This is a genomic window from Hyphomicrobium sp. B1, from assembly GCF_049532635.1.
Lineage (GTDB): Bacteria > Pseudomonadota > Alphaproteobacteria > Rhizobiales > Hyphomicrobiaceae > Hyphomicrobium_B.
Map to the genome: position 1 here is coordinate 1,676,482 of NZ_CP134871.1, position 26,040 is coordinate 1,702,521.

Genomic DNA, 26,040 nt, shown 5'->3' on the forward strand with positions numbered 1-26,040 from the left:
TTTAACGATCATTAGCGCCGTTCTCTGCGCATCTGTGCGGTGCAGTGCGTTGCGGCGGATCAACGCCAAGTGCGGATTTTAATGTGCTCGGTCGTAAGACATTCACGACTTTGCACGCTTGGTACGGCACCAAGTCGCGAACTATCGTAAGATTAGTGCCCGTGCTTGCTGCGTTACCCGCCCAGACAGGAGCTTGAAAATGTCATTCGATCCATCAGACGTCCGCCGTATGAGGCAGGCGCTCGTAACGTCGCTTCACGAGAATTGGAAAATGTTCCTTATCGAAGGGATTGTTCTCGTCGTTCTCGGCACGGCAGCGATCATAGTGCCGCCGATCGCGACCCTCACAGTCACGTTCTTTATCGGCTGGCTCCTTCTCTTCAGCGGAATCGCCGGCCTCTTTACGACATTTTCCATGCGCCCCATGCCAGGCTTCTGGTGGTCGTTGCTATCGGCCATCATTGGCATCGGTGCCGGTCTCATTTTGCTCTTTTCGCCCGCCACAGGCGCCGTTTCGCTGACGATTGTGCTCGTCGCCTTCTTTATCCTTGAAGGCATCGCGTCAGTTATGTTCGCGCTCGAACATCGCAACGAGCTTCCCGGTGCCTGGGTCATGATGTTGTTGAGCGGCATAGTCGATCTGGTGCTCGGCGCCATGATCTTCTTCGGCCTGCCGTCATCGGCGGCATGGGCGATCGGTCTGCTCGTCGGCATCAACATGATCTTCGGCGGCTTCGCCCTGATCGCGATGGCGCTGCAGGCTCGCAAGATCGAGCCGGTCGCGTAACGCGGACAAATTCAGAAAAATATATTGTGCTTTTTCGCTGCATCGTCTTTTGCGATGCAGCGAATTTTTTTGACCAAGATCATTATAATTGTACGCAGGTGCAGCAAGAGTGCGCCCGCCCGGCGAAAAAACAACATCATCGCCGAGGGGCAATCGGAGCTGACATGTCTGACATCAAAATTGACGAAGCCCTGTGGGCCTCAAGCATCTTCCCGGAAGGCACGCTCGTGCGCTGGCTTGTCCCCGACGGCGCAAGCGTCGCGGCCGGACACGGCATCGCGGTCGTCCGCATCGAGGATGCCCTGCACGAGATTACTGCGCCCTTGGATGGTCGTATCACCATCGTAGCCGGCGAAAATAGTGTCGTCGATCCAGGCGCTTTGATCGCAACTCTGTCCGAGTGAGGTGAGACGCCGCATGTCGCTCACTGGAAAAAAGGGCCTTGTCGTCGGCATCGCCAACGAACACAGCATCGCCTACGGGTGCGCGAAAGCTTTTCGTAACGCCGGCGCCGATCTCGCAATCACCTATCTGAATGCCAAGGCCGAACCTTACGTTCGCCCGCTCGCCGAAGAGCTCAAAAGCCCGATTATCGTCCCTTGTGACGTGCGCGAGCCCGGCCAGCTCGAAGCGGTGTTCGCGCGCATCGAAAAAGAGTGGGGCAAGCTCGACTTCCTGCTGCACTCCATCGCCTTTGCGCCGAAGGATGATCTCCACAGCCGCGTCGTCGATTGCTCGCAGGCCGGGTTCTCACTCGCGATGGACGTTTCCTGCCACTCCTTCATTCGCATGGCGCATCTCGCCGAACCTCTGATGAAGGACGGCGGCTGTCTGCTGACCGTCACCTTCTACGGCTCGGAAAAGGTCGTCGACGAATACAATCTGATGGGGCCGGTGAAGGCCGCGCTCGAATCCTCGGTGCGTTATATGGCGGCCGAGCTTGGCAAAAAGAACATTCGCGTTCACGCCCTGTCGCCGGGACCGCTGAAAACCCGTGCTGCGTCCGGTATTGATCGCTTCGATGAGCTGCTGGATCGTACGCGCGAGCGCATGCCCGACCATCAACTCGTCTCGATCGACGATGTCGGCAACGTCGCTGCGTTCCTGGCGGACGATAACGCCAAAGCGCTCACCGGCAATCTCGAATACATCGACGGCGGCTATCACATTCTCGGATAGCGCCAAGGAGACTTCATGGAGACGTTGACCAATCGCACTTTCGACGAACTCAAGGTCGGCGATAGCGCCAGCCTCGTGCGGACGTTGACCCACCGCGATATCGAGCTGTTCGCTGCGGTGTCCGGAGACGTCAACCCCGCGCACGTCGACCCCGAATTCGCGAAGAGCGATATTTTTCATGGCGTCGTGGTGCACGGTATGCTCGGTGCGGCATTGATCTCGACGGTGTTGGGTACGAAGCTGCCTGGCCCTGGCACGATCTATCTCGACCAGACGCTGCAGTTTCGGCATCCGGTGCGCGTCAGCGATACCCTGACGGTCACACTGACGGTCTCCGAGAAAATGCCGAAGAACAACCGCGTCAATCTTGATTGTAAGGTGGTCAATCAGATGGGCGACGAGGTTATCACCGGTGTCGCGACCGTCATGGCGCCGACTGAAAAGATCTCGCGCCCACGCGTCGCGCTCCCCCAGGTCGAGGTTCTCGACGGCCCGGCGCAATAAGCATCAGGGAACAAGAACGGCGGCGCCGGAGAAACGTCCGGCCCGCAAGTCGGCAAGCGCTTCATTGGCGTGAGCGAGCGGATAGACGGTCGTCGTCGTATGGACTCCAGCCTTCGGCGCGATGTCGAGAAACTCGTGCGCATCTTGGCGCGTGAGATTGGCGACCGACCGGATCTCGCGCTCTTCCCATAGAATATCGTAGGGAAACTGCGGAATGTCGCTCATGTGAATGCCGCCGCAGACGACGCGGCCGCCTTTGCGGACCGCCTTGAGTGCCGCTGGAACGATGCTGCCGACAGGCGCAAAAATAATTGCGGCGTCCAGTTCGTTAGGCGGCATGTCGTCTGAGCTGCCGGCCCATACCGCACCGAGCGCGCGCGCGAAGTCCTGCGCTTGGTTGTCGCCCGCTCGCGTGAATGCGTAAACCTCGCGTCCCTGCCAGATGATGACCTGCGCGATGATGTGCGCCGCCGCGCCGAAGCCATAGAGTCCGATACGCTTGCCGTCGCCTGCCATGCGTAACGACCGCCAGCCGATCAGGCCCGCGCACATCAGCGGCGCTGCGGCAACGGGATCGCTGAAACCCGGCATCGCAAAGGCGAAGTCCGCATCGGCGATCACATGCGTGGCAAATCCGCCGTCACGCGTGTAACCGGTGAAAAGCGGAAAGTCGCACAGGTTCTCGCGCTCTGCGAGGCAATAGGGACAGTGCCCGCACGTGTGGCCGAGCCACGGCACGCCGACACGCTCGCCGATTTTGTGGTCGTGAACGTCTGCGCCAAGTGCATCGACGATGCCGACGATCTCGTGCCCTGGAATAACGGGATGCTTGGGATCGGGAAGATCGCCATCGATGACGTGCAGGTCCGTCCGGCAAACCGCACATGCTTCGACTCGAACGCGGATCTCGCCTTTTCCGGGTTGCGGGTCAGGTCTTTCTTCGAGGGTCAGAGGCTCTCCGACGGCTCGGAAGACCATGGCTTTCATTAGCGAACTATCTTTCGGAAACGAATGAGCGATGATCGCAATTCTACGCGACCATCGCATGGGCATCAATCGCGCGGCACGCGGTCAACTCGATTTACGCGCGAGCCAGAGATGCCTTTTCGTCCGGCGAGTAGACGACTGTGCCGGACATCGGATCGACCCAGGACAGGTGATTGCGCACCTGTTTGACGCCGGGAACGTTCTCAGTGGCGACAACGGCCGCTTCGTCCTGTCGATAGGCTGTATAACAGCCCCAGAGATCGACGACGCCATCCTTGACAGTGACGTTCAGAAATTCGTTTGCAGCCCAGGGCAGGGTTCCGAGCGCCGTGATGACATTTTTGCGGATGTCTGTATCGCTGTCGTCGACGCTCGTACTGCGCACGAGGCCCGACAACGTCTGCAGCAAGTTCGCGCGGCTCAGAATGCCGACAACCGTGCCGTCTTTCACGACCGGCACGCGCTTGATCCGGTTCTTCTCCATGATATGGATGACTTCGCTGAGCTCCATATCGGGCGAAACACTGATCGGATCGCCAGTCATCACCTCTGAGACCTTGCGGCCGTGCGTGCGAATGTATTCGTTGGCAAGCGTCTCCGAGCCCGTCAGCAAATCGCGCCAGAACGAGCGCTTCACTTCCGTGCCGGTCTCGGCCCGGCGAAGACAATCGCCTTCGGTGACGACGCCGACGAGTTTGCCATCGTCGGAAACGACCGGCAGGCCGCTTATCCTGTGATCGAGCATCAGCTTGATCATCTCGGTGAGCGTTGCATCGGGGCGAATGGAGATGACCTTCGTCGTCATTACGTCGCTGGCTTTCATGACGCTTCTCCTACGCAGTGCCGGCCGGGTGAGACGCACATTTACCGGAACAACTGCAATCTTTCGAGGTAAATGTACCCGCGCCGTCGAACGCCGTCCGCGTGGCAGTCCACGTCAAATCGGCAAGCTGATTGAACTCAGACGAATAATCTTTCGACGCCTGTTGCCAGAACTCGGCAGCGGCGGCCACCACATCGTCTGCTGTCTTGCAGCCCGCGACTTGCTGCGGAAATCTCATGTCCTTCATCCAGCGGGAACCGAGAAAATGCAGCCAGCTTTGCGCCACTTGGCCACCGAGCTGAAGCGCGGGTCCTCCCCAGAAGGCCATATAGGCCGTCATCGGATTGAAGGCGTTGAGCATCGGCGCGATGCCGGGTGCCGGAACCTGTGTGTTCATGTCGTTTCTGGCAGGTCGATCAAGCATGCTCTTCACTCCTATGCTTGCGCCGTGAAATGATGGATTTTCGTCCTCGGCCATTCCAGCGCTTTGACGAAGGTCAAGACAGGAAACGCCTGGACATCACCTTTGCAGTACGTATGTGCCAGGGGCCGGGCACAGAGGCTTCAACCCATTCTCCGGCGAGCCCATCGACGGCGGATCGACTATTCCGGTCGACATGCGGGCGAGCCATTCGGCCCATGCAGTCCACCACGACCCCTCTGTCTTCGACGTCGTTGCATACCACGTGTCGGGATCGACGAACTTGTCGTTTGCAAGCTTGGTTGCCATCCGGTAGCTGCGGTGCGGTGTGCCGGGCGGCGAGACGATGCCGGCATTGTGGCCCCCGCTTGTCAGCAGGAACGTCACGCTGGTATCGCTCAAGATGTTGAATTTATAAACGGACCGCCACGGTGCGACGTGGTCGGTCTCGGTGCCGATCGCGAAAATCGGCACACGGAGATCGGTCAGCGCAATGGTGCGGCCGTCGACCTTGAAACGTCCCTCGGCAAAATCGTTGTTGAGGAACAGCGATCGCAGATATTCCGAATGCATCCGGTACGGCATTCGCGTCGCGTCAGAATTCCACGCGAGCAGATCGAAAACGGGCTGCCGCTCGCCGAGCAGATAATCGTTGACGACGTGCGACCAGATCAGATCGTTCGATCGCAGCAACTGAAAAGCGCCAGCCATTTGCGCGCTATCGAGAAAGCCCTGCTCGGCCATCATGTCTTCGAGCAGCGTGATCTGGCTCTCGTCGATAAAGAGCGTCAATTCGCCGGCCTCGCGAAAATCGGCTTGCGCGGCGAGCAGCGTCAGGGTCGCGAGGCGATCGTCATTCTCGTTGGCCATGGCGGAAGCTGCAACGGAAAGCAGCGTGCCGCCGAGGCAATAACCCGTCGCATGGATTTTGCGATCGCCGACGATCCGTGTGATCGCATCGATTGCCGCCATCACGCCAAGGCGCCGATAATCAGCGAAGCCCAGATTGCGATCACCCGCGTCCGGATTGCGCCATGAAATAATAAAGACCGAGAAGCCTTGCGCGGTGAGATATTTGACCAGCGAGTTCTCGGGCCTGAGATCGAGAATATAATACTTCATGATCCACGCCGGTACGATCAGAACCGGCTCGGCATGTACGGTCTCCGTGGTCGGCTCATATTGGATCAGCTCAATGAGGTGGTTGCGATAGACGACCTTTCCGGGAGTCACGGCAACCGTTTCGCCGACCTTGAATTTCTCTGCTCCCGGGGGAGCCTCCCGCGAGCGCAGGCGCTTCACATCATCGAGATAGTTCGAATAGCCGCGAAGCAGATTGAGCCCGGCTTCCGACTGCGTGCGGGAAAGCACGTCCGGGTTGGTCGCGACGAAGTTTGCCGGAGCAAAAACGTCGAGCATCTGGCGTGTGATGAAATCGACGCGATTGAGGCTCTGCTTTTCAGCGCCGCGAACGCGTGTGGTTGCCGAATGCCACCATTCTTCACCAAGCAAAAAGGCTTCCGCGAAAACATTGAAGGGATACTGCTTCCAACCGTCAGAGACGAAGCGATGATCGTGCGGTTGCGGTTCGACACTCGGCGGCACGGCCGCATTGCTGCCCATAGCTTGCTGCGTGAATGCTAGCAGCCGCATCCACTGGCGGATGCCTTCACCCATCAATTCGAGCTGCAGCCCTGGCGACACCGCCATGTGCGAGCCCCAGTCGACGAAAGCTTCGGCGCAAGCGGCGGGAGAGAGCCCGCCGGTCATTCGTGCGATCAGGTAATGGACGTAGCGATCAAGTTCTGGCTGCTCGGGGGTGGGCAGCGACGTGGGCTTAAATTTTGCCGCTTCGGATCGCGTTCCCGACTGATCGGTTAGAAGTGCGGTTGCGTTCGAATGCGGCGGCGGAAGAGCATTTTGCACGTTGGTTGGCATATGCACGAAAATGCCCTCTTTGCTCGATTTATCCCGCGGCTTTGATACGCTCATTGCATTAAATCTCATTGACGCAGCGCAAGTGAGCAATTGCGAGAGATTATTGATTCAGATCAGAACAGTAGGTCGCGCGGTCACTTAATGGACATGGGCATGACCTTGATTAAGGATTGGGGCTGATGACTGTTCGCAATTTGAACTACCTGTGCGCGCCGCGCTCGGTTGCATTAATTGGAGCCAGCAAGCGTCCAGGGTCAGTGGGCGCGACCGTTTTGAAGAACCTGCTTGAGGGTGGCTTCAAAGGTCCGATCAGCCTCGTAAACCCCAAATACCGCGATATCGACGGCCGCCGTTGCTACTCAACTGTTGCCGACCTGACGGAAGCGCCCGATCTCGCTGTGCTGGCGACACCGCCCGGTACTATCACTGGCCTTATCGAGGAGCTGAGCGCCAAGGGAACGCGAGCTGCAATCGTACTTGCGGCCGGTATGGGTGAGCAGAAAAAGGCGATGATTGCGGCTGCACAGCCGAATTGCCTGCGTATCCTCGGTCCGAACTGCATCGGACTGATGGTCCCGAACATTGGCCTGAATGCCAGTTTCGCTCATCGCGCGCCACTCGCCGGAGACTTGGCGTTCGTTTCGCAATCGGGTGCCTTGGTGACGGCCGTTATCGACTGGGCTGCCGGCCGCGGAATCGGCTTTTCGCACGTCGTCTCGCTCGGTGAGATGGCCGACATCGACCTGGGCGATATGCTGGACTATCTTGCAACCGCCGCTAACACCCGCGCCATTCTTCTCTACGTCGAAGCCGTTACCCACGCGCCGAAGTTCATTTCAGCCGCACGCCGGGCCGCGCGCCTCAAGCCCGTCGTTGTCGTCAAGACCGGCCGTCACGCTGGCGGCGCCCACGCTGCGCTATCGCACACCGGCGCCTTGGCCGGTTCCGACGCCGCTTACAATGCTGCTTTCCGCCGTTCAGGCATCCTGCGCGTCCTAACGCTCGACGATCTCTTCGCGGCAGCCGAGACCTTGTCGCATGTGCCGCGGCTCGGCGGCGACCGGTTGGCGATTCTGACGAACGGCGGCGGTGCAGGTGTCTTGGCCGCTGACGAACTGCAGGACTGGAAAGGCACGCTGGCGGTGCTCGGACCCGATACGATCGAAGCGCTCAACCGCGTACTCCCGCCGACGTGGTCGCGCGGGAACCCCGTAGATATCATCGGCGACGCCGGAACGAAGCGCTACGCAGACGCGCTTGAGGCACTGCTGCACGATCGCGATTCCGATGCGGTTCTCGTTCTTCACTGTCCGACGGCGACGGTATCTGCGACCGACGCGGCTAAGGCTGTCGTCGACACGGTTGCTGCACATTCGGAGCTGGTCGCGGATAAGCCAGTCATGGCGTGCTGGCTCGGCGACGGTGCCGTCCGCGAAGCACGTGCGCTTTTCAAAGCAAACAAGATCCCGACATTCGAATCGACATCCGCCGCCATCACCGGGTTCATGCAACTCGTCGATCACGCACGCTCGCAGACTGAGCTAATGCGGACGCCACAAATCGCGGCTGGCGACCACAAGTATCACTCGCGATCTGCCGGTCGGGAAATCCGAAAGATTCTCGAAAGCGGCAGAACTGTCGCGTCGGCGCTCGAAACCAAGACGATCCTGGCAGCGTATGGCATTCCGACGGACAAGGCAGTTCTGGCGTCCGATCCAGCGGCCGTTCGCTCTGTCGCGGCCGGCATTCTGAAAAACAACGACGCGTGCGTCATCAAGATCGCCTCGCCCGACATCTCGCATAAATCGGACGTCGGTGGCGTACACCTGAACCTTGAAAGCGAGGCAGCCGCCGAACAAGCGGCGGTCGATATGCTGGCGAAGATCAAGGCCAAATTGCCGAAAGCCCGGATCGACGGCTTCACGGTTGAGCCGATGGTCAAGCGGCCGGATGCGCTTGAGACGATTGTCGGTATGAGCGTCGACCAGACTTTCGGTCCGATGCTTCTCTTCGGTGCAGGCGGTGTTGCGGTCGAAGTGCTGCGCGATAGCGCAATGGCGTTGCCGCCGCTCGATATGCATCTCGCGCACCAGATGATCTGCGAAACGCGGATTTCTCGGCTGCTGAAGGGCTATCGCGATCACGCTCCTGCCGACATGGACGCAATTGCCGACACGCTCGTTCGCATTAGCGACCTCATCGTCGACCACCCGGAGATTCGCGAACTCGATATCAATCCGCTGCTCGTCGACAAAGACGGCGTGATCGCGATCGACGCGCGCATGAAGCTTGCAAACGAAGACGCGAACCCGCGTCTGCCGCTCGCCATAAGGCCTTATCCCGCTCACCTTGAACGAGAGATTTCAATCAATCCGGTGGGCAAAGTTCTCATTCGGCCCGTGCGCCCCGAAGATGAGCCGGCTTTTGCTAAGTTCTTTTCGCAGATCTCCGAGGAAGATGTCCGGCTACGGTTCTTTACCGGCCGTAAGACATTCCCGCACCCGTTCCTCGCGTCGTTGACGCAAATCGACTACGCCCGCGAAATGGCATTCGTCGCAATCGACGCGAAAACGAATGAAATGATCGGCGGTTCGCGCCTTGTCCTCGAACCGGATCAGACGCGTGGCGAATTCGGTATTCTGGTCCGGTCCGATCTCCACGGCCACGGCCTCGGCTGGCAATTGATGTCAGCCTTGTTGAGCTACGCCCAGCACGAAGGCGTCGAGCAGATCTACGGCCTCGTCAACGTGGCCAATACCCATATGCTCGACATGGCGAGGGACCTCGGTTTCGAAACGCGGCCCTACGATGGCGACTCGTCGATCCGCGAGGTCGTTTGGCATCCGGCGGCATCGGCGCTCAAAGTGCCAGCCGTCGAAGCGGTACAAAAGACGCCTGAAAAGACGTCGTCCTAGAACAGGGAGACGTCGGCTAGGTGTTGTGCGATCTCGCTTGTCGGGACGTTGGTCAAATCCATCTCGATCTCGGCGATGACGGTCTCGCGAACGGCGGGGCTGATCATTTTGCGAAGCTTGCCCAGCATCACCGTCGGAGCGACGAGAACCAGCCTGTCGAACGAGCGGCTTTTGAGTCGGTTTGCCAACATGGTGCTGAGCTGGCTAGCAAACAGCCCATCGAGCGCCTTGGTTACTCTCGGTCGCTCTTCCTGAGGCGCGGGGTCCGACCGGTATGGATAGCGTCCGTCCCCGACGGCGTGCTCGAAAAATGCACGACTGTTCCCGAGCGCTTCGAGAATCCGCGCGCCGCTGCTGTCCGCAATTAAGATCCAGGTACGTTTCACTATTGCTGCCCTTCCCCAGTCCCAATGATCAGGCGTCGGGGCGGCAGTCCGAATTGACCTCGATCAATTGAGGTTGCTCATAGTAAGGACTTTGAAACCTTCGTAGGGCCACGGATTGGCGGCCGCCCAGCCCCAATAAACTTGGCGCTCCGCGGGAGTTAAGGTCTTGGGCAGAAGAGGCCCGAGCAGGGTTTTTTCCCATTCGACATGCTCATGCCGCCGCTCTGCTGCGTTGCGGATTAAAAATCCCAGCATGCTGCTCTCGACCGGCTCGCCCTTAGCGATCATGTCGAAACATTCAGCCAGTTCGTCATTAATGCCCGAGATCTCGATATGCTGTCGGGTCAGCGGTGTGAAACATCTGCACACATCGGAAATAGCTTCATGGCGCCGGGCGATGAGCGGCACGATAACTTCGTCCTGCAGCTTTAGATGCGCTGCCCATGTCGATTGCAACAATTTCGACAGGATGTCGATTGTTGTTGTATTCAGCGATCCAGGTAGGCTATCGGCCACAGCTAGCAGGGACTTGCAGATGTCGAGCTGCAGAGCGCAATCTGCTTTAAAGCGCGCCGCCGGGTGCTCACTGTCTGTCGTTCCTGCCATGTAGGGGCGGTTGTTGGTAGCCATAACGTCTCCAATCGGATGTCTCGAATTTCGTGGAATTGTCACGAAACTGCTTTGACCGAGATCAGTCGATGGCTGGGACGCACGGGGACACGTCATCCCGATCCGCGGATCGCAACATCTGGATTGCAAGGCATTGAGGCATTAGAGTGGATCAGGAAGAACCAGTCATATCAAGGTCTGCCATGCTAAAGGCGATCCTGGAGTCGGCGGTCGCTGCGATCCTGGCAATCGACAGTTCAGGCCGCATCCAAAGCGTCAATCCGGCCGCCGAACAAATGTTTGGCTATTCCGCCGACGAGATGCTCAACAAGCCGATCAATATGCTGATGCCGGAGCCGTATCAGTCCCAACACGACAGTTATCTTCAGCGCCATTTGACGACCGGCGAAAAAAGGATCATCGGCGTCGGCCGCGAGGTGCAGGGTCTGCACAAGGACGGCACCGTTTTTCCGATCCATCTTTCGGTGGGCATGTTCGAGGTCGGTGGCCGGAAATTCTTCTCCGGTATCATCAACGATCTGAGTGCGCGTGCGCGATTGCAGGCCGAGATCGACCGTCAGTCTCTGCTATTTCAGGCTGTCTTCGATCACGTTCCGGAAGCGCTCGTCATTTCGTCCCCGGATGGAGAGATCATTCTCGTCAATCCGGCGGCGACACGCATGTTCGGGTACACGTCCGATGAAGCCATGATATCCGATCTGTCGAACCTTTTTGCCGATCCGCATGATTTTCACAAACTCGAGGATGATCAGGCCGACAGCACGGGCAGCCGGACCATCCTGACGTCGCTCCGGCGGCGCGACGGGACGAGGTTTCCAGGCCAAGGTCACGTGGCCGATATCGTTGGCGCCGATGGTTCGCGCGTCGCGGTCGTCGGTCTCTTTCGCGACATGACTTCGGACATCAAACAGAAAGAAGCCGCGCTGAAATCGCAGCGGCTGGAAGCCATCGGCCAGCTCAGCGGCGGCATCGCTCACGACTTCAACAATCTGCTGACCATCATCTCCGGAAATTTGGAGCTGCTTGAAGAGACAATCACCAATCCGCAGGATCACGAGCTTCTGACGCGCGCGGCGCGTGCCGCTGACTCTGGCGCGCGATTGACCAATCGTCTCTTGACGTTTGCGCGCCGCCGTCAGCTTGCCGCCGAGGTGATCAATCTCAACGAACAGGTTCGCGGCATGACCGAATTGCTGCGGCGAACGCTCGGCGACACGATCGAATTGCGAACCCATCTGGCGCCCGATCTGTGGCTGGCGCGCGTCGATGCCGGCGAGGTGGAAGCCGCTGTCATCAATCTCGCGATCAACGCTCGCGATGCGATGCCCGACGGCGGCAAGCTCACGATCCGGACTGACAACGCGACGCTCGAAGAGGGAGAAATCGGCTTTGAAGGCCCGCTGACCGCTGGCGAATACGTTCGCATTTCCGTCTCTGACAACGGCATCGGCATGACGAAAGAAACCTTGCACCGTGTGTTCGAGCCGTTCTTCACGACCAAGCCGCCAGGTCGTGGCACCGGCCTCGGTCTCAGCACCATCTACGGCTTTGTGAAGCAGTCGCAAGGCAACATCACGATCTACAGCGAGCCGGGCACCGGCACGACCATCAATCTCTATTTGCCGCGCAGCGTCGATGCCAAAAATGCCCAGCAGTCGTCGCCTGCTTCGGAGGCGCACGAAGCCACCGGCGAGACGGTGCTCGTCGTCGAGGACAATCGCGACGTCCGCGCCCTGACGGTGAAGCGGTTCGAACGCCTCGGCTACCGCGTCGTCGAATGCGTCACTGGCGCGGAGGCGAAGGAAGCGTTGAAGGGAGGCCTGGCCGTCGATCTGGTCTTCACCGACATCATGATGCCGGGCGGCATGACAGGGATCGACCTCGGCAAATGGATCGCAGCAAATCGTCCAGGACTGCCGGTTATCCTGACGACCGGGTTCGCCGAAGAGATCGCAGGGACCACAGCATCGGGCGATGAGACATGGGCGATTTTGCGCAAGCCATATGCTCAGAAGGATTTGGCAAACATCCTTCGCGCGGTCCTCGACAAGAAAGCTGCTGCGCCGTCGTCCTGAGCGCGATCCTCAGCCGCGCCGGACGTCTATCGCCAGCATATACCCGATGCCACGCACCGATTTGATCTGGGCGGACTTGGATCCGTCATCGTCGATTTTTTTGCGCAAACGGCTGACCAGCGCGTCGATGGAGCGATCGAGCGGCGAATAGTCGTGCCCTTTGAGCAAGTCCATGATCTCGTCCCGCGACAAGACCCGATGCGGCCGCCGGATGAATATTTCGAGTAGATTGAACTCGCCTGTCGTGAGCTCGCGCACGCCGCCGGTTGAATCCTTCAATTCGCGGCTGGTTATATCCAAGGCCCAGCAGCCGAAGTGATAGACCTCATGCTTCGCCTGCGGCGCCGGAGCGCCGGACGGGCTCGCATCATGGCGCCTCAGTACCGCGCGTACCCTGGCAAGGACCTCTCGTAAGTTGAACGGCTTCGATATGTAATCGTCGGCTCCGAGTTCTAGCCCAACGATACGATCGACGGCATCGCCTTTTCCAGAGACCATGACGATCGGAATGTCGCCGTTGGCGCGAATTTCACGCGCAAGACTAAGGCCGTCGTCCCGGCCGAGCGTCAGATCAAGTGTAACGAGGCTGACGCCGCCCTTTGCCAAGGCCGCCCGAGCGTCGGTAGCATCTCCGGCCTCGGAGACCAGATAACCTTCGCGCTCAAAGCACGTCCGCAACAGCAGCCTGATCTCCGGGTCATCATCGATAACGAGAATTTCAGTCGTCACGCCCGATCCCCGGATTTCTGTCGATCTTCCAAGCAGCGCCCGATCAGGGTTCAGGCGCCCCATCGCTATGACTGCGACGAGTAGATGTTGGATATACGCAAAAATTCCTCGAGCAGGAAGTGTCGCTTCGCCGCTTGGAGAGCCCTCGGGGCGCCCGTATCGGTCGCCGCCACCAGGCAATATGATCACCGCTAATGGCGGGTAACTATTTGAAATTCAGATGCGAGCGAACGCCGCCCACCTTTTTGCTTATTGACATTGCCCAGAAATTTTTAGGCGCCCACTTGAGCGCATAGGGCTTCAGGGTTTCGGCGGCTGCCAAATAGGCAACGGTAATTCCCGCGATGGCCGCAAGGACCCCGCTAGGAAGCGGAACGAACCCTGCAAAATGTCCGAGCGGCGAGAGGGCGACGGCCATCGCCACGGCGAGCGCCCCGATCGAACTCGCCGCAAGAACGCTGTTTGGCCGGCTTGTCCAGAATGGCTTGGCCGTCCGGATGATGAAAATGACCAGGATCTGCGTCGTGATTGATTCGACGAACCACGCCGTCCGGAAGACATCGGCGTCGACTTTGAATACCAGCGACAGCATCAGAAAGGTCCCCAGATCGAACAGCGACGACAGTGGCCCCATGATCAGCGTGAAGCCGAGCACAGAGCCGACATCCCAGGTCTGCGGCCGCGACAGCGTCGTGTCGTCGGCGCTGTCGAATGGGATACCGATCTCGGAGAGGTCGTAGAGCAGGTTGTTGATGAGAATCTGCAGCGGCATCAGTGGCAGAAACGGCAGGATCAACGACGCGAGCGCCATCGACAGCATGTTGCCGAAGTTCGAACTCGTCCCCATGCGAACATATTTCATGATGTTGGCATAGGTCCTGCGGCCCTCGGCGACGCCATCAGCAAGAACACCGAGATCGGATTGAAGCAGGATGATGTCGGCAGCATCGCGCGCGACGTCGGTTCCACCTTCAACCGATAGTCCGACGTCTGCGGCGTGTATAGCGGTCGCATCATTGATGCCGTCGCCGAGAAAGCCGACCGTAAAACCCCGCATGCGCAGCGCTCTAACGATCCGTCCCTTCTGCTCGGGGGAAACACGTACGAAAAGATCATTGCTCGACACCTTCTCGATCAGTGCGACTTCGGAGATGCCGTCGAGGTCTTCACCGGACATGATGCCCTGCGCCGGCAGATCGAGCTGCTTGACGAGATTGAGCACGACCGGCGCGGCATCTCCTGAAATGATTTTTACCGCGACGCCCGCGCCTCGGAGCTTTGCGACGGCCGCCGTCGCCGAGCTTTTGGGGGGATCCAGGAAGGACGCGCAGCCGACAAAGGTCAGGTCCGTTTCATTCTCAGGCCGGGTCGTCGTGCACTCTGGACCAACGTCGCGCCGGGCGACACCGAGCAATCGCAACCCTTGGTGAGACTTGGCTTCGAATAATCGATCAAGCTCGGACCGGCGCGCTGCGTCGAGCGGATGCACCGTGCCGTCCGCAAGCTCAACTTGCGAGCACCGCGCCAATAACATCTCGGGCGCGCCCTTGGCGATGATTTGAGGTTTGCCATCGTGCGCGACAAGCACCGATGAACGGCGGCGCTCGAAGTCGAATGGTGCATCATCCAGAAATGTCCAGCTTGCGTCGGCAGGCGGCAGAGCGGCTATCACCGCGTCGTCGAGATTGCTCCGAACGCCGCTGGCAAATTGGCTGTTGAGTCTGATGAGCTTCGCAGCAGCCTCGCTGTGGCTGCCATCGATTCCGATGCTCTCGACCAACGCGATCTTGGCTTCTGTCAGCGTCCCGGTCTTGTCCGTGCAAAGCACGTTCATGGCGCCGAGATCGTGGATGGCTGAAAGCCGCTTGACCACGACCTTTTGCTTCGCCATGCGCAAGGCACCGCGCGCGAGCGTTACCGTCATGATCATCGGCAGCAGTTCCGGCGTCAGCCCGACGGCGAGCGCTACCGCGAACATGAAGCTTTCGAGTGACAGCCCGTGCAGCACCAGCTGCGTCAGGAGCACGAAGAGCACCAGAAATGCCGTCAGTCGGAGAATGAGAGTCCCGAGCCGATGCACGCCGCGTTCGAACGCCGTCATCGGTTCGCGTGCCTCGACCGAAGCTGCGATGGCGCCAAACATTGTCGCCCCGCCGGTTGCCATCACGAGCATTGTCGCCTCACCCGAGACAACACTGGTTCCGGCAAATAGCGCGTTATGCGCTTCCGCGATCAGCACGCTCGTACATGTGGCAGCGCACTTTTCACACGGATAGGGTTCTCCCGTCAGACTGGCTTCGTTCGTCAGAGCGTTGCGGCTGGCAATAACGATGCCGTCGGCCGGCACAAGGTCTCCAGCGCGCAGCTTCACGACATCGCCGCGAACGATATCCTTGACCGGCATCTCAATCGGCCGCCCGTCGCGCAGCACGGTCGCCGTGACGGCAACAGACTTCTTCAACGCGTCGATGGCCCTCTCGGCTTCGCGCTCTTGATAAAGGTCCAATGCAATCGACAGCGCGACAATCAGAACGATGATGAAAAAGCTTTGCCAATCGCCGGCCGTTCCGGAGACCGCCGCAGACAGCAACAGAATGGCCGTCATCGGTTCGCCGACGCGTCGGAGTGCTTTCACAAGGAGGCTTGGGTGGCCGCTGATGCCGATGAGATTTGGACCGTCCTTCGCCAAACGCTCTGCAGCTTCGCCAGTGTGAAGACCTGTCGGCCTGCTCGCCAACGATTGGATTGCCGTTTCGACCGGCTCTGTCCAGAAAGGATGAGGGCGAGTTGGAACGCTCATATTTGCGAAACTCTCACTGTAGCGCATCGCAGATCGCAAGCGCACATGGTGCAGGGCTTGCGGGTCTTACGCAGCACCGTCCATGCGGACAGAGATCTACATCGTCAAACTTCGCTTTCTCCAACTTTGCGCAAGGTCAATGTTGCCCCATGCAACTTGCGGCGATTGTGATTGTGCACCGAGCCGCGCAGAGCCGAGTGCCTGCCGCTTCTAATAGTAGATAGCGGCAACTAACTTGAGAGTTTCACCCACAGCGACGCCGCCTCCGCGTCGGCTGACACTGAGCGGGCGCCTCGAAGTCCATCCCCCGGCCGAGGCGCCTGCATTTTTGCGAGGAGCAGGCAGTGACGCTCGACGAGTTGCAGAGAAATGAGCGTTTGCTGATGCGATTGGCCTTCGAGAGGGCCTGTGCGATCGCTGGCCTGTCTCTGAATGTGGACGAACTACTTGATGACGGCGCCTACGCCCGCGTGGCGGCGGCCGTCCAAATTCAAGTCGAGCGCGGCGTTTCCGATCTCGACATCATCGCGGGCAATGCGGCTGTCGCTATGGCGGAAAATGATTCAGGAAGCGCCGCCCGGGCGGGGGATTGACACCAGCGAGTTTCGACCCTGCTCGACGCAGCCTCGCGAATCACGTTTTGTGGCATGTGAACGGGACTCGGCGCAGAGCAGGGATTTTTGCGCGTTTCCGGACGGGGGAAGGGCGACGAATTATGAAGATATTTCAAATACTTATAGCGGGAATTTTTTGTCTTCTCGGCGCCTCCTCCGCCTATGCCGGCGGTGATCTGACGGACTATGCCTATACGCCGCCCCCGGCTGCAAACTCCTGTGGCGGCCCTTTCTCGGGCTTCTATGCCGGCGGCCTGATTGGCTTTGGCGGTGCAAGCACGAAGACCAACGTGGGCATCGAGCTCAAGGACAACGATAGAGGTTTCACCGGCGGCGGCGTCGCCGGCTATAACTGGCAGTGCAACGGTTGGCTGCTCGGCGCTGAAACCGACATCAACTATTTCAACGCCGATATGACCACGGGCATTACGTGCCCGACGTGCGGCGGGTCACTGACGTTCGGGTCGGAAATCAATTGGTACGGCACGGTGCGCGGACGCGTCGGCTTGGTCGGTAACGAGAACTTTCTCATCTTCGCGATGGGTGGTTTGGCCTATGGCGGAGTCGATCATTCCATCAACAGCAATGCCTTCAATGGCGTGACGTTTTCCGGAACCCAAAGCGATACCGCGGTTGGCTGGACCGCGGGCGGCGGTATCGAATACCTCCTCAACGACAACTGGGCCTTCCGCGCCGATGCATCATACATTGATTTCGGCTCTACGGATGACACGTTTACGGCTAATGGCGGCGGCTGCGTAGGGACCTGTACGGCGCGTGTCGGTTACGACGACAGCTTCTGGGTTGCGCGCGTCGGTCTGACCTACCTCTTTGGTGCGCCAGCAGCTGCTCCTGCTCCTGCGCCTGCTTACGAGCCGATAAAATAAGAATTCGTCGATCTTTGAGACGATCCCAGCCGGGGCTTCACACCGTGAGGCTCCGGCTTTGTTTTGCGACCTGTCCAATCCGATAATTACGTATCTACAAGCTCGATCTTAAATTGGTTCTCACGGACCAGAAGCTTTCATGCGTCCGTATTTCCGAGCTTGTCAGAATGGCGAAGCACGAAAACGCTGCGCCACAGAGCAAAAACGATACGGCATCGCCGACTGCTCGTCCGACGATCCAACCTGGTCTTTGCCGAACGACATCATCGCTTTAAAATCGATGTCCGGCACATACTGAATGAGCGGGCCACTCGTTGACCCGCTCATGTTCTTTTCGCGAACTTTCGGATATTGGCCGATTAAGCCGCCGTCGCCGGCGCTTCCGGAACTTCCTCTTCGCATTTGGCGACCGCGAAGGCGGCAGCTGAAAGGCTGCTCAGATACGTCGTCGACGCGTGCCCTGACTGGAACAGGGCATCGACCGCAGCGGCCTCTGCCATCATCTCGGCAATGTCGTCCGCCGAAAGATCCGCATAGATCTCGGCAGGTTTGATGTTCGAAAACTCGTTACTCATGACGCACTCAACCCCGATTGAGAAATGTGTTCGCCGTCCCTGCGTTTTCGCTTTTTGGGTGCCGGCGCGTATCCAAGGGTATGAGCCTGAATTCCTAAAAATTGCGGAGTTTCAAAGCGCTGGCTGTTGTTCTGCTTAATATGCCGTTAGCATCGGCTCGTATTGGAGCATTAACGCTGTTTCAACGTCCGATTCCGCGCGCGGGCCTGATCGGCGTCAGGCCGCTCCGGCATCGAGTGCGGCTTCCAATCGGTTAAGAAAATCCATTTGGCTCTTGAGAATTTTTCGGCGCGCGGTCGCGAGATCGAACCAATTCGCGCGATCAATCTCCGGAAACGTCGCGGTCCGCCCCGAGCGCGGCGGCCATTCGATGCTGAATTGATTGCTAACAAGGAATGCCGGATCCCAGTCATTTTCCACGGCCCAGACGTAAACCAGCTTGCCGCCGCTCTGCCGCAGCGAGCCGAGCGAAAGTGTCTTGCCGTGGGGACGCAATCCGGTCTCTTCTTCGAATTCCCGGAACGCCGTCGCGTATGGATCTTCTTCGCCGTGAATTTCACCTTTTGGAACGGTCCAGGCGCCGTCGTCCTTGTTCCGCCAGTAGGGACCGCCCGGATGTGCAAGAAGGACTTCGAGGTCTTGCTGGCGGCGATATAAAAGCAGTCCTGCGCTCTCCGGCGTTTTCACGTGGGCTCTTTCGACGTAAATGGAATTGTCATGTCGCCTCCGAAAACACCTCTGCTCACCGTCGATTGTGTCGTTGTCGATCCCGCCCGCGGTGTGCTTATGGTTCGCCGGAAAAATCCGCCCTTCAAGGGAGAATACGCTTTGCCGGGAGGTTTCGTCGAAATCGGAGAGACTGTGGAGGACGCAGCCAAGCGCGAGTTGATGGAAGAAACGAGCATCAACGCCAAGACGCTGAGTTTGGTCGGCGTCTATTCCAAACCGGACCGCGACCCCCGCGGCCACACCTGTTCCATCGCCTTTCTCGTTCGTGCAGAAAACCAAGAAGCCAAAGCCGGAGACGACGCCGAGGCCGTGGCCTGGATCAAGAATTTCGACGGCATTGAAATCGCCTTCGACCATCGAAAGATTATCACTGACGCGCTGAACCTTATCCGATGATGTGAGAGCCAATGGAATTCAAGGACTACTACAAGATTCTCGGCGTCGAGCGCGGCGCAACACAGGACGACATCAAGAAGGCTTATCGTCAACTCGCGCGCAAGTTCCATCCCGACATCAACAAGGAAGCGGGCGCTGAGGCGAAGTTCAAGGAAATCGGCGAAGCCTATGAAGCGCTCGGCGATCCTGAAAAGCGCGCCGCATACGATCAGCTTGGTAAGGACTGGAAGGCGGGGCAGGAATTCAGACCGCCGCCGAATTGGGATGCCGGTTTCGAATATTCCGGCGCACCCGAAGGCGCAGATTTCAGCGATTTCTTCAGCAGCATCTTCGGCGCGGCGGCGCGCGGCGACAGAGCATCGCGAGGCGGCCGCACGCGCACCACTTTCAATATGCGCGGCGAGGATCACCACGCGTCGATCGTCATTGATTTGCGTGATGCGCTGGAAGGCGCCACGCGGACAATCACGCTGCGCATGCCGGAGATGGATGACAGCGGACACGTCCTGGTTCGCGATAAAAACCTCACCGTGCAGATCCCGAAGGGCGTGACCGAAGGCCAGAGCATTCGCCTCAAGGGGCAAGGTTCTCCGGGCATGGGCGACGCGCCGGCGGGAGACCTTTATCTCGAAGTCCGCTTCAAGGCTGACGCGCTTTATCGTGTCGTCGGCAAAGACTTATATCTTGAGCTTCCCGTGGCACCTTGGGAAGCCGCGCTCGGCGCGAGCGTCAAGATGCCGACGCCGTCCGGCGCCATTATGCTGAAGGTGCCCGCGGGTTCGGCCAACGGCCGCGAGCTTCGCATCCGCGGACGCGGCATTCCCGCCAAGGAACCGGGCGATTTGTACGCGGTACTCAAGATCGTCTGGCCTCCGGCGACGGATGAAAAGGCCCGCAAGATCTATGAAGAAATGGCGAAGGAATTGGCGTTCGATCCGCGTGCAGGTCTTGGAGTTTAAGCGATGATAGAGAAAAGCACCGGCGCGGTATCGGCAGAAGAAATCGGCACCGAACCCATCTATTCGCTCGAAGAGCTGACCGGCATCTGCAAAGTCGAAGCCGCCTGGGTCGTCGAGCTCGTTGAGCATGGCATCATCGAGGCACGCGGCGCCAGCGTCTCCGAATGGCGCTTTTCGAGCGTCAGCGTCGTGCAGTTGGCGAAAGCCAAACGCTTCGACCGTGATCTCGGCGTCAACCCGGCTGGCATCGCCGTAGTCTTCGACCTCTTGAATGAGATTGATCGGCTCAAAGCCCGTCTCCATGTCTTGACGAGCGCGCACTCCTCGCTCGTCGACCGTTCGAGCGACGATACCCGGTAGACCTGCTTCCATACACAGTGAGTGATGCACATGGCCGGCAAACACATCATTGCCGTCGGACACGCGGCGCTCGACTACGTCTACCGAATAGACGCATTTCCGAAGACGGCAACGAAACTGCGGGCGACCGATCATGTCGCGAGCGGGGGCGGCATGGCTGCGAATGCTGCCGCCACGATCGCGCGTCTCGGTGGAGAGGTATCGCTGTGGGCGCGGATCGGCGATGACGCGGCCGGGGGAATTATCCGGCATCAGCTTAGAACTGCCGGCGTCGGGATAAGCCACGTTCGTGCCTTCGAAGGCGTTTCGTCGGCGACGGCCGCGGTGATCGTCGACAAGCGTGGCGAGCGCCTCGTCATCAGCGAGGACGATCATGAATTTCCGCTCGCCGCCGATTGGTTGCCGGTCTCGCATGTCGAGACGGCACATGTGGTCCTCAGCGATTTGACGTGGCTTGAAGGCACGCTGGCGCTGTTCCAGGCCGCGCGTGATCGCGGCGTGCCGACCGTGCTCGATATCGACTTGAACGGCGGTCCACTGCTCGACAAGGTCATCGGCTTGGCCGATTACGCGATCTTCTCGGCCCCCGCATTTAAGCAGTTCACCCATGGCGGCAGCGACGAGGACCGCTTGGCACGGCTGATCCGATCGGGCATTCGCCACGCTGGCGTAACGAGCGGCGAACGCGGGTATCTCTGGGCATCGCAGAGCGGAGAGCATGGCCGGCAACCCGCCTATGCGGTCGACGTAGTCGATACGACGGGCGCGGGCGATGCCTTCCACGGAGCGTTTGCCTGGTGCGTCGCGCGGAACGAGACGGACGCCGACTGCGCCCGGATCGCTTCGGCCGTAGCCGCATTGAGCTGTACGGGTCTCGGGGCCCGCGCCGCTCTTCCGACGTATGATGAAGTGGAAAGCTTTCTTTCGCAGCGACCACGGCAGAGAAATTGAACGTCGCGAGCAATCGAGAGATTTCTTCCTTCAAACCGGGCCGTTTTGAGAAAATCCGCGTTTTCTGCTGCACCGCCGTAGGTGCAGCGCAAAGAAATCCTGATCGGCTGTCGATCAATCCTTGAGACAGCACGCTCCCTTAATGCCGTGTACGGACTGGTCGAATTGGCATCGACCCGCATGGCGGGCCAGCTGCTCCATTTTGTGCGGCGCGAACCCAGATGCAGATCAGACGTGTATTTGCTGCAGGCGGTACTGGCATTCCGGCGAATATCGGGGTCTCATTGAACAATAACAAATAAGAGGATGTGCAATGCCCGATTCTGCTTACACCATGATCTTCGCCCTTGAAGGGCTCCTCATTTTGGGAGCCGTTGGAACGGGGCTGCTGCTTTTCTATTCCAGCCGCCACCATCGCAATAACAGCAAGCTTACAAGTCGCAGCGAATAGCCTTCGCCGGAAGCAGAACCACACGAAGAAATGTGCGCCGATAGCTCTATCCGGCGCACCTCCTCACGCGCATCCTGTCATCTCTGGCGGGAAATTTTTGCGTGTGCCTAAACTTAGGTTTAGCCGGTTAACCGAACGCAGAGGCCCATAAATGGGCGCTGTTCGAAGTTCGCATCGCGGCTCGTTCCCGATTTCATCGGTTTGATCATACCCACAGATAATGGGGCCGGCCACGACAGGCGCCTATCTTTGTGGTGCGGCTTTCAACAAGCGCCGCCCACACAAACGGGGGCTGCCGGCGCAAAGAGATGAATGGAGAATGACAATGAAGATCGCTGTCCTTGCTACGATGTTGCTGGTTTCTGGCGTCTCTGGCGCATTCGCTGCTCCTGCCTGCACGGGCAACTTCAAGACTGCTGGCGCTGCTTGCGACGTCACGAAGTAATAAATCAATCGTAAAAAAGTTCGAAGAATGGGGCGCCTCGCGGCGCCCTTTTTTTGTGCCGAAAAACGAGCAGCGGATTTTGTGGGCAAGGCATCGAAATGACGTCACCCAGAACTGCGTTTCAATCACGACACATTTTCAAAACGCTCGAAACGCCAGGAAATACGGGCATTTTTCGATGTAACGAATGTCTTGCCCACAAACGGATTGGCCATCTCCTCATACCTAGAGATGAAATGTTTTGTGGGTCGAAGAGCGTATGTAGTGCAGGCGGCTTTCATTAAGCGCCGCCCTGAAAACCAGGGCTGCCGCCGGTGCAAACGAGATGAATGGAGAATGACAATGAAGATCGCTGTCCTTGCTACGATGCTGCTGGTCTCTGGCGTTTCGGGCGCGTTCGCTGCCCCGGCCTGCACCGGTAACTTCAAGACCGCTGGCGCCGCTTGCGACGTCACGAAGTAAAATAAATCAATCGTAAAAAAGTTCGAAGAATGGGGTGCCTTGCGGCACCCTTTTTTTGGAAAACGCAAGCTGAAGAATTTTGCGAGATATCGAAATGATGTGTGACAGCTCTGCGTTTAAATCACGACATGTTTTCATGCCGCGCGAAACACCAGAAAATGCGCGTGTTTTTGATGGTTCGAGCGCCAAAGACGTAAACCGATAGGCCACGAAAACATACTTAGAGATGAAATGTTTTTCGGGTGAGAGAGCGTATCTACCTTGTGCGGCTTTCAATAAGCGCCGCCCTGAAAACCAGGGCTGCCGCCGGTGCAAACTAGATGAATGGAGAATGACAATGAAGATCGCTGTCCTTGCTACGATGTTGCTGGTTTCTGGCGTCTCTGGCGCGTTCGCTGCCCCGGCCTGCACCGGTAACTTCAAGACCGCTGGCGCTGCTTGCGACGTCACGAAGTAATAAGTCGAGCGTTAAACACGCGAAGAATGGGCGCCCCGCGGCGCCCTTTTTTCGCTGGAGCCGATCGTTTACCAGCTATGGAAATAGTGACGTCCTGCTTTGCGTGCTGGTCAAGGCACGAGCGCGATTGATCGGAAATTCACCGGTTTCCAGCGCATTTCAACGGCGGAAGCGCCAAAACGTCCTGCCGCCAGATCATACTTTCAGATAATGGTTTCGCTCCGCGTTCTTCATATCTAATCGCTCCTTCGATGGAGCAGCCTGCTTTCGCGCATTTCGCCAAGCGGGCTCATGGAGATAAGTGATGAAACTCGTAGCTCTCAGCGCGCTAATTTTGGTGTCGGCCAGCGCTTCGGCATTTGCCGCGCCTCACTGCAGCGGTGACTTCAAGTCTACCGGCGCCTCCACCAGCGTGGCGTGCGCGATAACGAAATAACGCCGACCACAATCGTCAAATTGAAAGAAGGGCGTCCGCAAGGGGCGCCCTTTTTCATTTGTTCTTCCCGCGGGCACGCCCACTCAGCAGAGTGTCGGTACTGAGATTCTTTTGTATCGTTCGGCCGCACATCCATCGATCGATTGAAGCGATAGGAACCAATCAAACATCGCGTTGGAATGATAACTTGGCGGCGCCCATTCTCTTATCAGCTCTTCAAGACAAGCCGCTCACGGGAGCGGAGGTGAAGACAAGATAAGGAGAAGAAAAATGAGAAAGTCTGTAATGGCCCTCTCGGCGATCCTGCTCGCAACCGGCGCAACGGGCGCCTTGGCGGCTCGCTTAAGCACTCCCACACACAGTCGAGCGATGGAACGTGCTCAAACCGAGATGCAGACGGAAACACCGGCTGAATTCTGCCGCTGGCACGGTGCGGATACGAATTACGATATGTACTGTGCGCCGTATAATGATTAATCGGCGGTTGATACGCGCACCACGGAAAAGCGCGCCGAAAACGGCGCGTTTTTGGTTTGTGGCGAGAGCGTCCGTCAGGACAAAACAGTATGCGTCTTATCTTCCCTACAAATCGTGCTTTGTACGTGTCTGCAGACCGGACATCTAAAGCGGCGTGACAAACGTCGTATTTTTTATGCGGCGAATTGAACTCGCAAAGCGGTTCGATGCAAATCTCCGATTGCGCTTGCATAAAATCTGGCTAAACACGCGCCCCAACGTGCACGCGGGAGGAAGAACCGATGTCTTCGAATTCATATGATGTCCTTATCATCGGAAGCGGCGAAGGCGGAAAATTTCTCGCCTGGCATCTGGGCCGATCTGGCAAGAAAGTCGCCGTCATCGAGCGCAAACTTATTGGCGGCTCTTGCCCCAACACGAATTGCCTCCCGAGCAAGAACGAGATCTGGAGCGCCAAGGTCGCCGATCTCACGCATCACGCTGAAGCATTCGGGTCGATCACCGGCGCAGTCGCGACCGACATGAGAAAAGTCGTGGCGCGCAAGAGAGAAATGGTCGATGGCCTCATCAAGATGCATCTCGAATTTTATAAGGACAGCGGCGCGGAACTCATCATGGGAGAAGCTCGCGTCGTCGCGCCAAGAACAGTTGAGGTTAAGCTCAACGACGGCGGCAACGCCACGTTCAGCGGCGATAAGTTGGTCATCAATATTGGCACGCACGCTTCTATTCCGAACATTCCGGGTCTCGTTGCGGCAAAGCCGATGACGAACATCGAACTGCTCGAGCTTGAATATTTGCCGAGGCATCTGATCGTATTTGGCGGCGGCTATGTCGGTCTGGAACTCGCGCAGAGTTTTCGTCGCTTCGGCTCGCAGGTCACCATTCTCGAAGCGAGCCCGCAGATTGCAGCTCAGGAAGACCCTGACGTCGCTGCCGAGATCGCCGATGCACTTCGCGCCGAAGGTATCGCCATCGAGACGGGTGTCACGATTACAAACGTCGAGGGCCGCTCCGGCACAAACGTTATCGTGATGACATCCGGCGGCCGCTTCGAAGGTACCGATCTGCTGGTGGCCGCCGGGCGCACGCCGAATACGAATGCCATCGGTCTCGATAGCGCGGGCGTAGAACTCGACGCACGCGGTTACATTGTCGTCAACGATCGGCTCGAAACGACCGCGCCGGATACGTGGGCGATCGGCGAATGCGCGGGCAGCCAGCAATTCACGCACGTGTCGTTCGACGATTTCCGCATCATTCGCGATAATTTGGCTGGCGGATCGCGCAGCAAAAAGGATCGCCTCGTTCCCTATTGCATGTTTACCGACCCTCAGCTTGGCCGCGTAGGGCTCAGCGAGAAACAGGCAAAAGCCAAGGGGATCAATGTGCGCATCGCAAAGCTGCCAATGGCTGGCGTTTTGAGGTCTCGCACAATTTCCGAGACGCGCGGATTCATGAAAGCTCTAGTGGGTGATGACGATCGCATCGTCGGCTTTGCGATGGTCGGCCCGGAGGCAGGAGAAGTGATGGCCGTCGTACAGACGGCGATGCTCGCCGGTCTGCCATATACAGCTTTGCGCGACGCCATCATCGCGCATCCGACAATGGCGGAAGGTCTAGGCCCGCTTTTTACACGTGTACCCGCGCGCTAAACGGTTCGGCAG

The 26,040-nt window shown here is 58.5% G+C and carries 26 protein-coding genes; 14 read left to right on the top strand and 12 right to left on the bottom strand.

The features are described 5' to 3' along the window. Positions 1-199: 199 nt before the first annotated feature. The 4 genes from RLW55_RS08135 (at position 200) to RLW55_RS08150 (ending at position 2,470) form a co-directional block, all read left to right on the top strand. Positions 200-787 (top strand): HdeD family acid-resistance protein, encoded by a 588-nt coding sequence (locus RLW55_RS08135; protein ID WP_409561139.1) that lies wholly within the window; start codon positions 200-202, stop codon positions 785-787. Positions 788-951: 164 nt separating this feature from the next. Next, positions 952-1,191, top strand: a complete 240-nt coding sequence (locus RLW55_RS08140) for a lipoyl domain-containing protein (protein WP_423416089.1) — start codon at positions 952-954, stop codon at positions 1,189-1,191. Between the two features lie 13 nt (positions 1,192-1,204). Further along, a complete protein-coding gene (gene fabI, locus RLW55_RS08145) occupies positions 1,205-1,966 on the top strand; it encodes an enoyl-ACP reductase FabI (RefSeq protein WP_423416090.1) in 762 nt (253 codons plus the stop codon). A gap of 15 nt (positions 1,967-1,981) precedes the next feature. Then, complete coding sequence (locus RLW55_RS08150; RefSeq protein ID WP_423416091.1) at positions 1,982-2,470, top strand: MaoC/PaaZ C-terminal domain-containing protein; 489 nt, start codon at positions 1,982-1,984, stop codon at positions 2,468-2,470. A 3-nt stretch (positions 2,471-2,473) separates the two neighbouring features. Here RLW55_RS08150 and RLW55_RS08155 read toward each other — a convergent pair whose 3' ends face one another. From RLW55_RS08155 to RLW55_RS08170, 4 genes are all read right to left on the bottom strand, one after another. Continuing rightward, positions 2,474-3,457 (bottom strand): zinc-dependent alcohol dehydrogenase family protein, encoded by a 984-nt coding sequence (locus tag RLW55_RS08155; protein WP_423416092.1) that lies wholly within the window; start codon positions 3,455-3,457, stop codon positions 2,474-2,476. Positions 3,458-3,551: 94 nt separating this feature from the next. Further along, a complete protein-coding gene (locus tag RLW55_RS08160; protein ID WP_423416093.1) occupies positions 3,552-4,280 on the bottom strand; it encodes a CBS domain-containing protein in 729 nt (242 codons plus the stop codon). Positions 4,281-4,290: 10 nt separating this feature from the next. Further along, positions 4,291-4,704, bottom strand: coding sequence for a phasin family protein (locus RLW55_RS08165; RefSeq protein WP_409561134.1), 414 nt, complete (start codon positions 4,702-4,704; stop codon positions 4,291-4,293). 96 nt (positions 4,705-4,800) lie between these two features. Then, complete coding sequence (locus tag RLW55_RS08170) at positions 4,801-6,693, bottom strand: PHA/PHB synthase family protein (RefSeq protein ID WP_423416094.1); 1,893 nt, start codon at positions 6,691-6,693, stop codon at positions 4,801-4,803. A gap of 125 nt (positions 6,694-6,818) precedes the next feature. Between RLW55_RS08170 and RLW55_RS08175 the strand changes: the two genes are divergently transcribed. Then, positions 6,819-9,554: a bifunctional acetate--CoA ligase family protein/GNAT family N-acetyltransferase gene (locus RLW55_RS08175; RefSeq protein ID WP_423416095.1), complete on the top strand. Its 2,736-nt coding sequence runs from the start codon at positions 6,819-6,821 to the stop codon at positions 9,552-9,554. On the opposite strand, the gene RLW55_RS08180 is transcribed toward RLW55_RS08175, so the two are convergent. Both RLW55_RS08180 and RLW55_RS08185 read right to left on the bottom strand, forming a co-directional pair. Further along, the gene (locus tag RLW55_RS08180; protein WP_409561131.1) at positions 9,551-9,940 is read right to left on the bottom strand and encodes a host attachment protein; all 390 of its coding nucleotides are present in this window, start codon (positions 9,938-9,940) and stop codon (positions 9,551-9,553) included. The genes RLW55_RS08175 and RLW55_RS08180 overlap by 4 nt on opposite strands. Before the next feature lie 63 nt (positions 9,941-10,003). After that, positions 10,004-10,570 (bottom strand): hypothetical protein, encoded by a 567-nt coding sequence (locus RLW55_RS08185; RefSeq protein WP_414463998.1) that lies wholly within the window; start codon positions 10,568-10,570, stop codon positions 10,004-10,006. 182 nt (positions 10,571-10,752) lie between these two features. Here RLW55_RS08185 and RLW55_RS08190 point away from each other — a divergent pair, with 182 nt between their 5' ends. Then, positions 10,753-12,645, top strand: a complete 1,893-nt coding sequence (locus RLW55_RS08190) for a hybrid sensor histidine kinase/response regulator (protein ID WP_409561129.1) — start codon at positions 10,753-10,755, stop codon at positions 12,643-12,645. 9 nt (positions 12,646-12,654) lie between these two features. On the opposite strand, the gene RLW55_RS08195 is transcribed toward RLW55_RS08190, so the two are convergent. Together RLW55_RS08195 and mgtA are read right to left on the bottom strand one after the other, a co-directional pair. Then, on the bottom strand, positions 12,655-13,374 hold the full coding sequence (locus RLW55_RS08195) for a response regulator (RefSeq protein ID WP_409561128.1): 720 nt from the start codon (positions 13,372-13,374) through the stop codon (positions 12,655-12,657). 205 nt (positions 13,375-13,579) lie between these two features. Beyond that, the gene (gene mgtA / locus RLW55_RS08200) at positions 13,580-16,174 is read right to left on the bottom strand and encodes a magnesium-translocating P-type ATPase (protein WP_423416096.1); all 2,595 of its coding nucleotides are present in this window, start codon (positions 16,172-16,174) and stop codon (positions 13,580-13,582) included. 344 nt (positions 16,175-16,518) lie between these two features. Between mgtA and RLW55_RS08205 the strand changes: the two genes are divergently transcribed. After that, complete coding sequence (locus RLW55_RS08205) at positions 16,519-16,767, top strand: hypothetical protein (RefSeq protein ID WP_423416097.1); 249 nt, start codon at positions 16,519-16,521, stop codon at positions 16,765-16,767. 122 nt (positions 16,768-16,889) lie between these two features. After that, positions 16,890-17,675: an outer membrane protein gene (locus RLW55_RS08210; protein WP_423416098.1), complete on the top strand. Its 786-nt coding sequence runs from the start codon at positions 16,890-16,892 to the stop codon at positions 17,673-17,675. A gap of 162 nt (positions 17,676-17,837) precedes the next feature. Here RLW55_RS08210 and RLW55_RS08215 read toward each other — a convergent pair whose 3' ends face one another. The 3 genes from RLW55_RS08215 to RLW55_RS08225 form a co-directional block, all read right to left on the bottom strand. Continuing rightward, positions 17,838-18,002: a hypothetical protein gene (locus tag RLW55_RS08215; RefSeq protein WP_423416099.1), complete on the bottom strand. Its 165-nt coding sequence runs from the start codon at positions 18,000-18,002 to the stop codon at positions 17,838-17,840. Between the two features lie 32 nt (positions 18,003-18,034). Further along, on the bottom strand, positions 18,035-18,250 hold the full coding sequence (locus tag RLW55_RS08220; protein ID WP_013949628.1) for a hypothetical protein: 216 nt from the start codon (positions 18,248-18,250) through the stop codon (positions 18,035-18,037). A 216-nt stretch (positions 18,251-18,466) separates the two neighbouring features. Continuing rightward, positions 18,467-18,937: an NUDIX domain-containing protein gene (locus tag RLW55_RS08225; RefSeq protein ID WP_423416100.1), complete on the bottom strand. Its 471-nt coding sequence runs from the start codon at positions 18,935-18,937 to the stop codon at positions 18,467-18,469. 30 nt (positions 18,938-18,967) lie between these two features. On the opposite strand from RLW55_RS08225, the gene RLW55_RS08230 reads away from it, so the two are divergent. From RLW55_RS08230 to RLW55_RS08245, 4 genes are read left to right on the top strand one after another with little or no spacing between them, the layout of a single operon-like run. Then, positions 18,968-19,375 carry an NUDIX domain-containing protein gene (locus RLW55_RS08230; RefSeq protein WP_423416101.1) on the top strand — a complete coding sequence of 136 codons (408 nt, stop codon included), beginning with the start codon at positions 18,968-18,970 and terminating at the stop codon, positions 19,373-19,375. A gap of 11 nt (positions 19,376-19,386) precedes the next feature. Continuing rightward, complete coding sequence (locus RLW55_RS08235; RefSeq protein WP_423416102.1) at positions 19,387-20,334, top strand: DnaJ C-terminal domain-containing protein; 948 nt, start codon at positions 19,387-19,389, stop codon at positions 20,332-20,334. Positions 20,335-20,337: 3 nt separating this feature from the next. After that, complete coding sequence (locus RLW55_RS08240; RefSeq protein ID WP_414463992.1) at positions 20,338-20,694, top strand: chaperone modulator CbpM; 357 nt, start codon at positions 20,338-20,340, stop codon at positions 20,692-20,694. A 30-nt stretch (positions 20,695-20,724) separates the two neighbouring features. Then, a complete protein-coding gene (locus RLW55_RS08245) occupies positions 20,725-21,645 on the top strand; it encodes a PfkB family carbohydrate kinase (RefSeq protein WP_423416103.1) in 921 nt (306 codons plus the stop codon). Between the two features lie 1,364 nt (positions 21,646-23,009). On the opposite strand, the gene RLW55_RS08250 is transcribed toward RLW55_RS08245, so the two are convergent. After that, entirely contained in the window at positions 23,010-23,453 is a 444-nt protein-coding gene (locus tag RLW55_RS08250; protein ID WP_423416104.1) for a hypothetical protein, read from the bottom strand. 713 nt (positions 23,454-24,166) lie between these two features. Here RLW55_RS08250 and RLW55_RS08255 point away from each other — a divergent pair. Both RLW55_RS08255 and RLW55_RS08260 read left to right on the top strand, forming a co-directional pair. After that, positions 24,167-24,373: a hypothetical protein gene (locus RLW55_RS08255; RefSeq protein ID WP_409561118.1), complete on the top strand. Its 207-nt coding sequence runs from the start codon at positions 24,167-24,169 to the stop codon at positions 24,371-24,373. Between the two features lie 281 nt (positions 24,374-24,654). Then, a complete protein-coding gene (locus RLW55_RS08260) occupies positions 24,655-26,028 on the top strand; it encodes an FAD-dependent oxidoreductase (protein ID WP_423416105.1) in 1,374 nt (457 codons plus the stop codon). The last annotated feature ends 12 nt before the right edge of the window (positions 26,029-26,040 follow it).

Bases quoted from the DNA above. Each gene is read 5' to 3' on its own strand.
- RLW55_RS08135 (WP_409561139.1), top strand. From the start codon at position 200: ATGTCATTCGATCCATCAGACGTCCGCCGTATGAGGCAGGCGCTCGTA.
- RLW55_RS08140 (WP_423416089.1), top strand. From the start codon at position 952: ATGTCTGACATCAAAATTGACGAAGCCCTGTGGGCCTCAAGCATCTTC.
- fabI (WP_423416090.1), top strand. From the start codon at position 1,205: ATGTCGCTCACTGGAAAAAAGGGCCTTGTCGTCGGCATCGCCAACGAA.
- RLW55_RS08150 (WP_423416091.1), top strand. From the start codon at position 1,982: ATGGAGACGTTGACCAATCGCACTTTCGACGAACTCAAGGTCGGCGAT.
- RLW55_RS08155 (WP_423416092.1), bottom strand. From the start codon at position 3,457: ATGAAAGCCATGGTCTTCCGAGCCGTCGGAGAGCCTCTGACCCTCGAA.
- RLW55_RS08160 (WP_423416093.1), bottom strand. From the start codon at position 4,280: ATGAAAGCCAGCGACGTAATGACGACGAAGGTCATCTCCATTCGCCCC.
- RLW55_RS08165 (WP_409561134.1), bottom strand. From the start codon at position 4,704: ATGCTTGATCGACCTGCCAGAAACGACATGAACACACAGGTTCCGGCA.
- RLW55_RS08170 (WP_423416094.1), bottom strand. From the start codon at position 6,693: ATGAGCGTATCAAAGCCGCGGGATAAATCGAGCAAAGAGGGCATTTTC.
- RLW55_RS08175 (WP_423416095.1), top strand. From the start codon at position 6,819: ATGACTGTTCGCAATTTGAACTACCTGTGCGCGCCGCGCTCGGTTGCA.
- RLW55_RS08185 (WP_414463998.1), bottom strand. From the start codon at position 10,570: ATGGCTACCAACAACCGCCCCTACATGGCAGGAACGACAGACAGTGAG.
- RLW55_RS08190 (WP_409561129.1), top strand. From the start codon at position 10,753: ATGCTAAAGGCGATCCTGGAGTCGGCGGTCGCTGCGATCCTGGCAATC.
- mgtA (WP_423416096.1), bottom strand. From the start codon at position 16,174: ATGAGCGTTCCAACTCGCCCTCATCCTTTCTGGACAGAGCCGGTCGAA.
- RLW55_RS08210 (WP_423416098.1), top strand. From the start codon at position 16,890: ATGAAGATATTTCAAATACTTATAGCGGGAATTTTTTGTCTTCTCGGC.
- RLW55_RS08215 (WP_423416099.1), bottom strand. From the start codon at position 18,002: ATGAGCGGGTCAACGAGTGGCCCGCTCATTCAGTATGTGCCGGACATC.
- RLW55_RS08220 (WP_013949628.1), bottom strand. From the start codon at position 18,250: ATGAGTAACGAGTTTTCGAACATCAAACCTGCCGAGATCTATGCGGAT.
- RLW55_RS08230 (WP_423416101.1), top strand. From the start codon at position 18,968: ATGTCGCCTCCGAAAACACCTCTGCTCACCGTCGATTGTGTCGTTGTC.
- RLW55_RS08235 (WP_423416102.1), top strand. From the start codon at position 19,387: ATGGAATTCAAGGACTACTACAAGATTCTCGGCGTCGAGCGCGGCGCA.
- RLW55_RS08240 (WP_414463992.1), top strand. From the start codon at position 20,338: ATGATAGAGAAAAGCACCGGCGCGGTATCGGCAGAAGAAATCGGCACC.
- RLW55_RS08245 (WP_423416103.1), top strand. From the start codon at position 20,725: ATGGCCGGCAAACACATCATTGCCGTCGGACACGCGGCGCTCGACTAC.
- RLW55_RS08255 (WP_409561118.1), top strand. From the start codon at position 24,167: ATGAGAAAGTCTGTAATGGCCCTCTCGGCGATCCTGCTCGCAACCGGC.
- RLW55_RS08260 (WP_423416105.1), top strand. From the start codon at position 24,655: ATGTCTTCGAATTCATATGATGTCCTTATCATCGGAAGCGGCGAAGGC.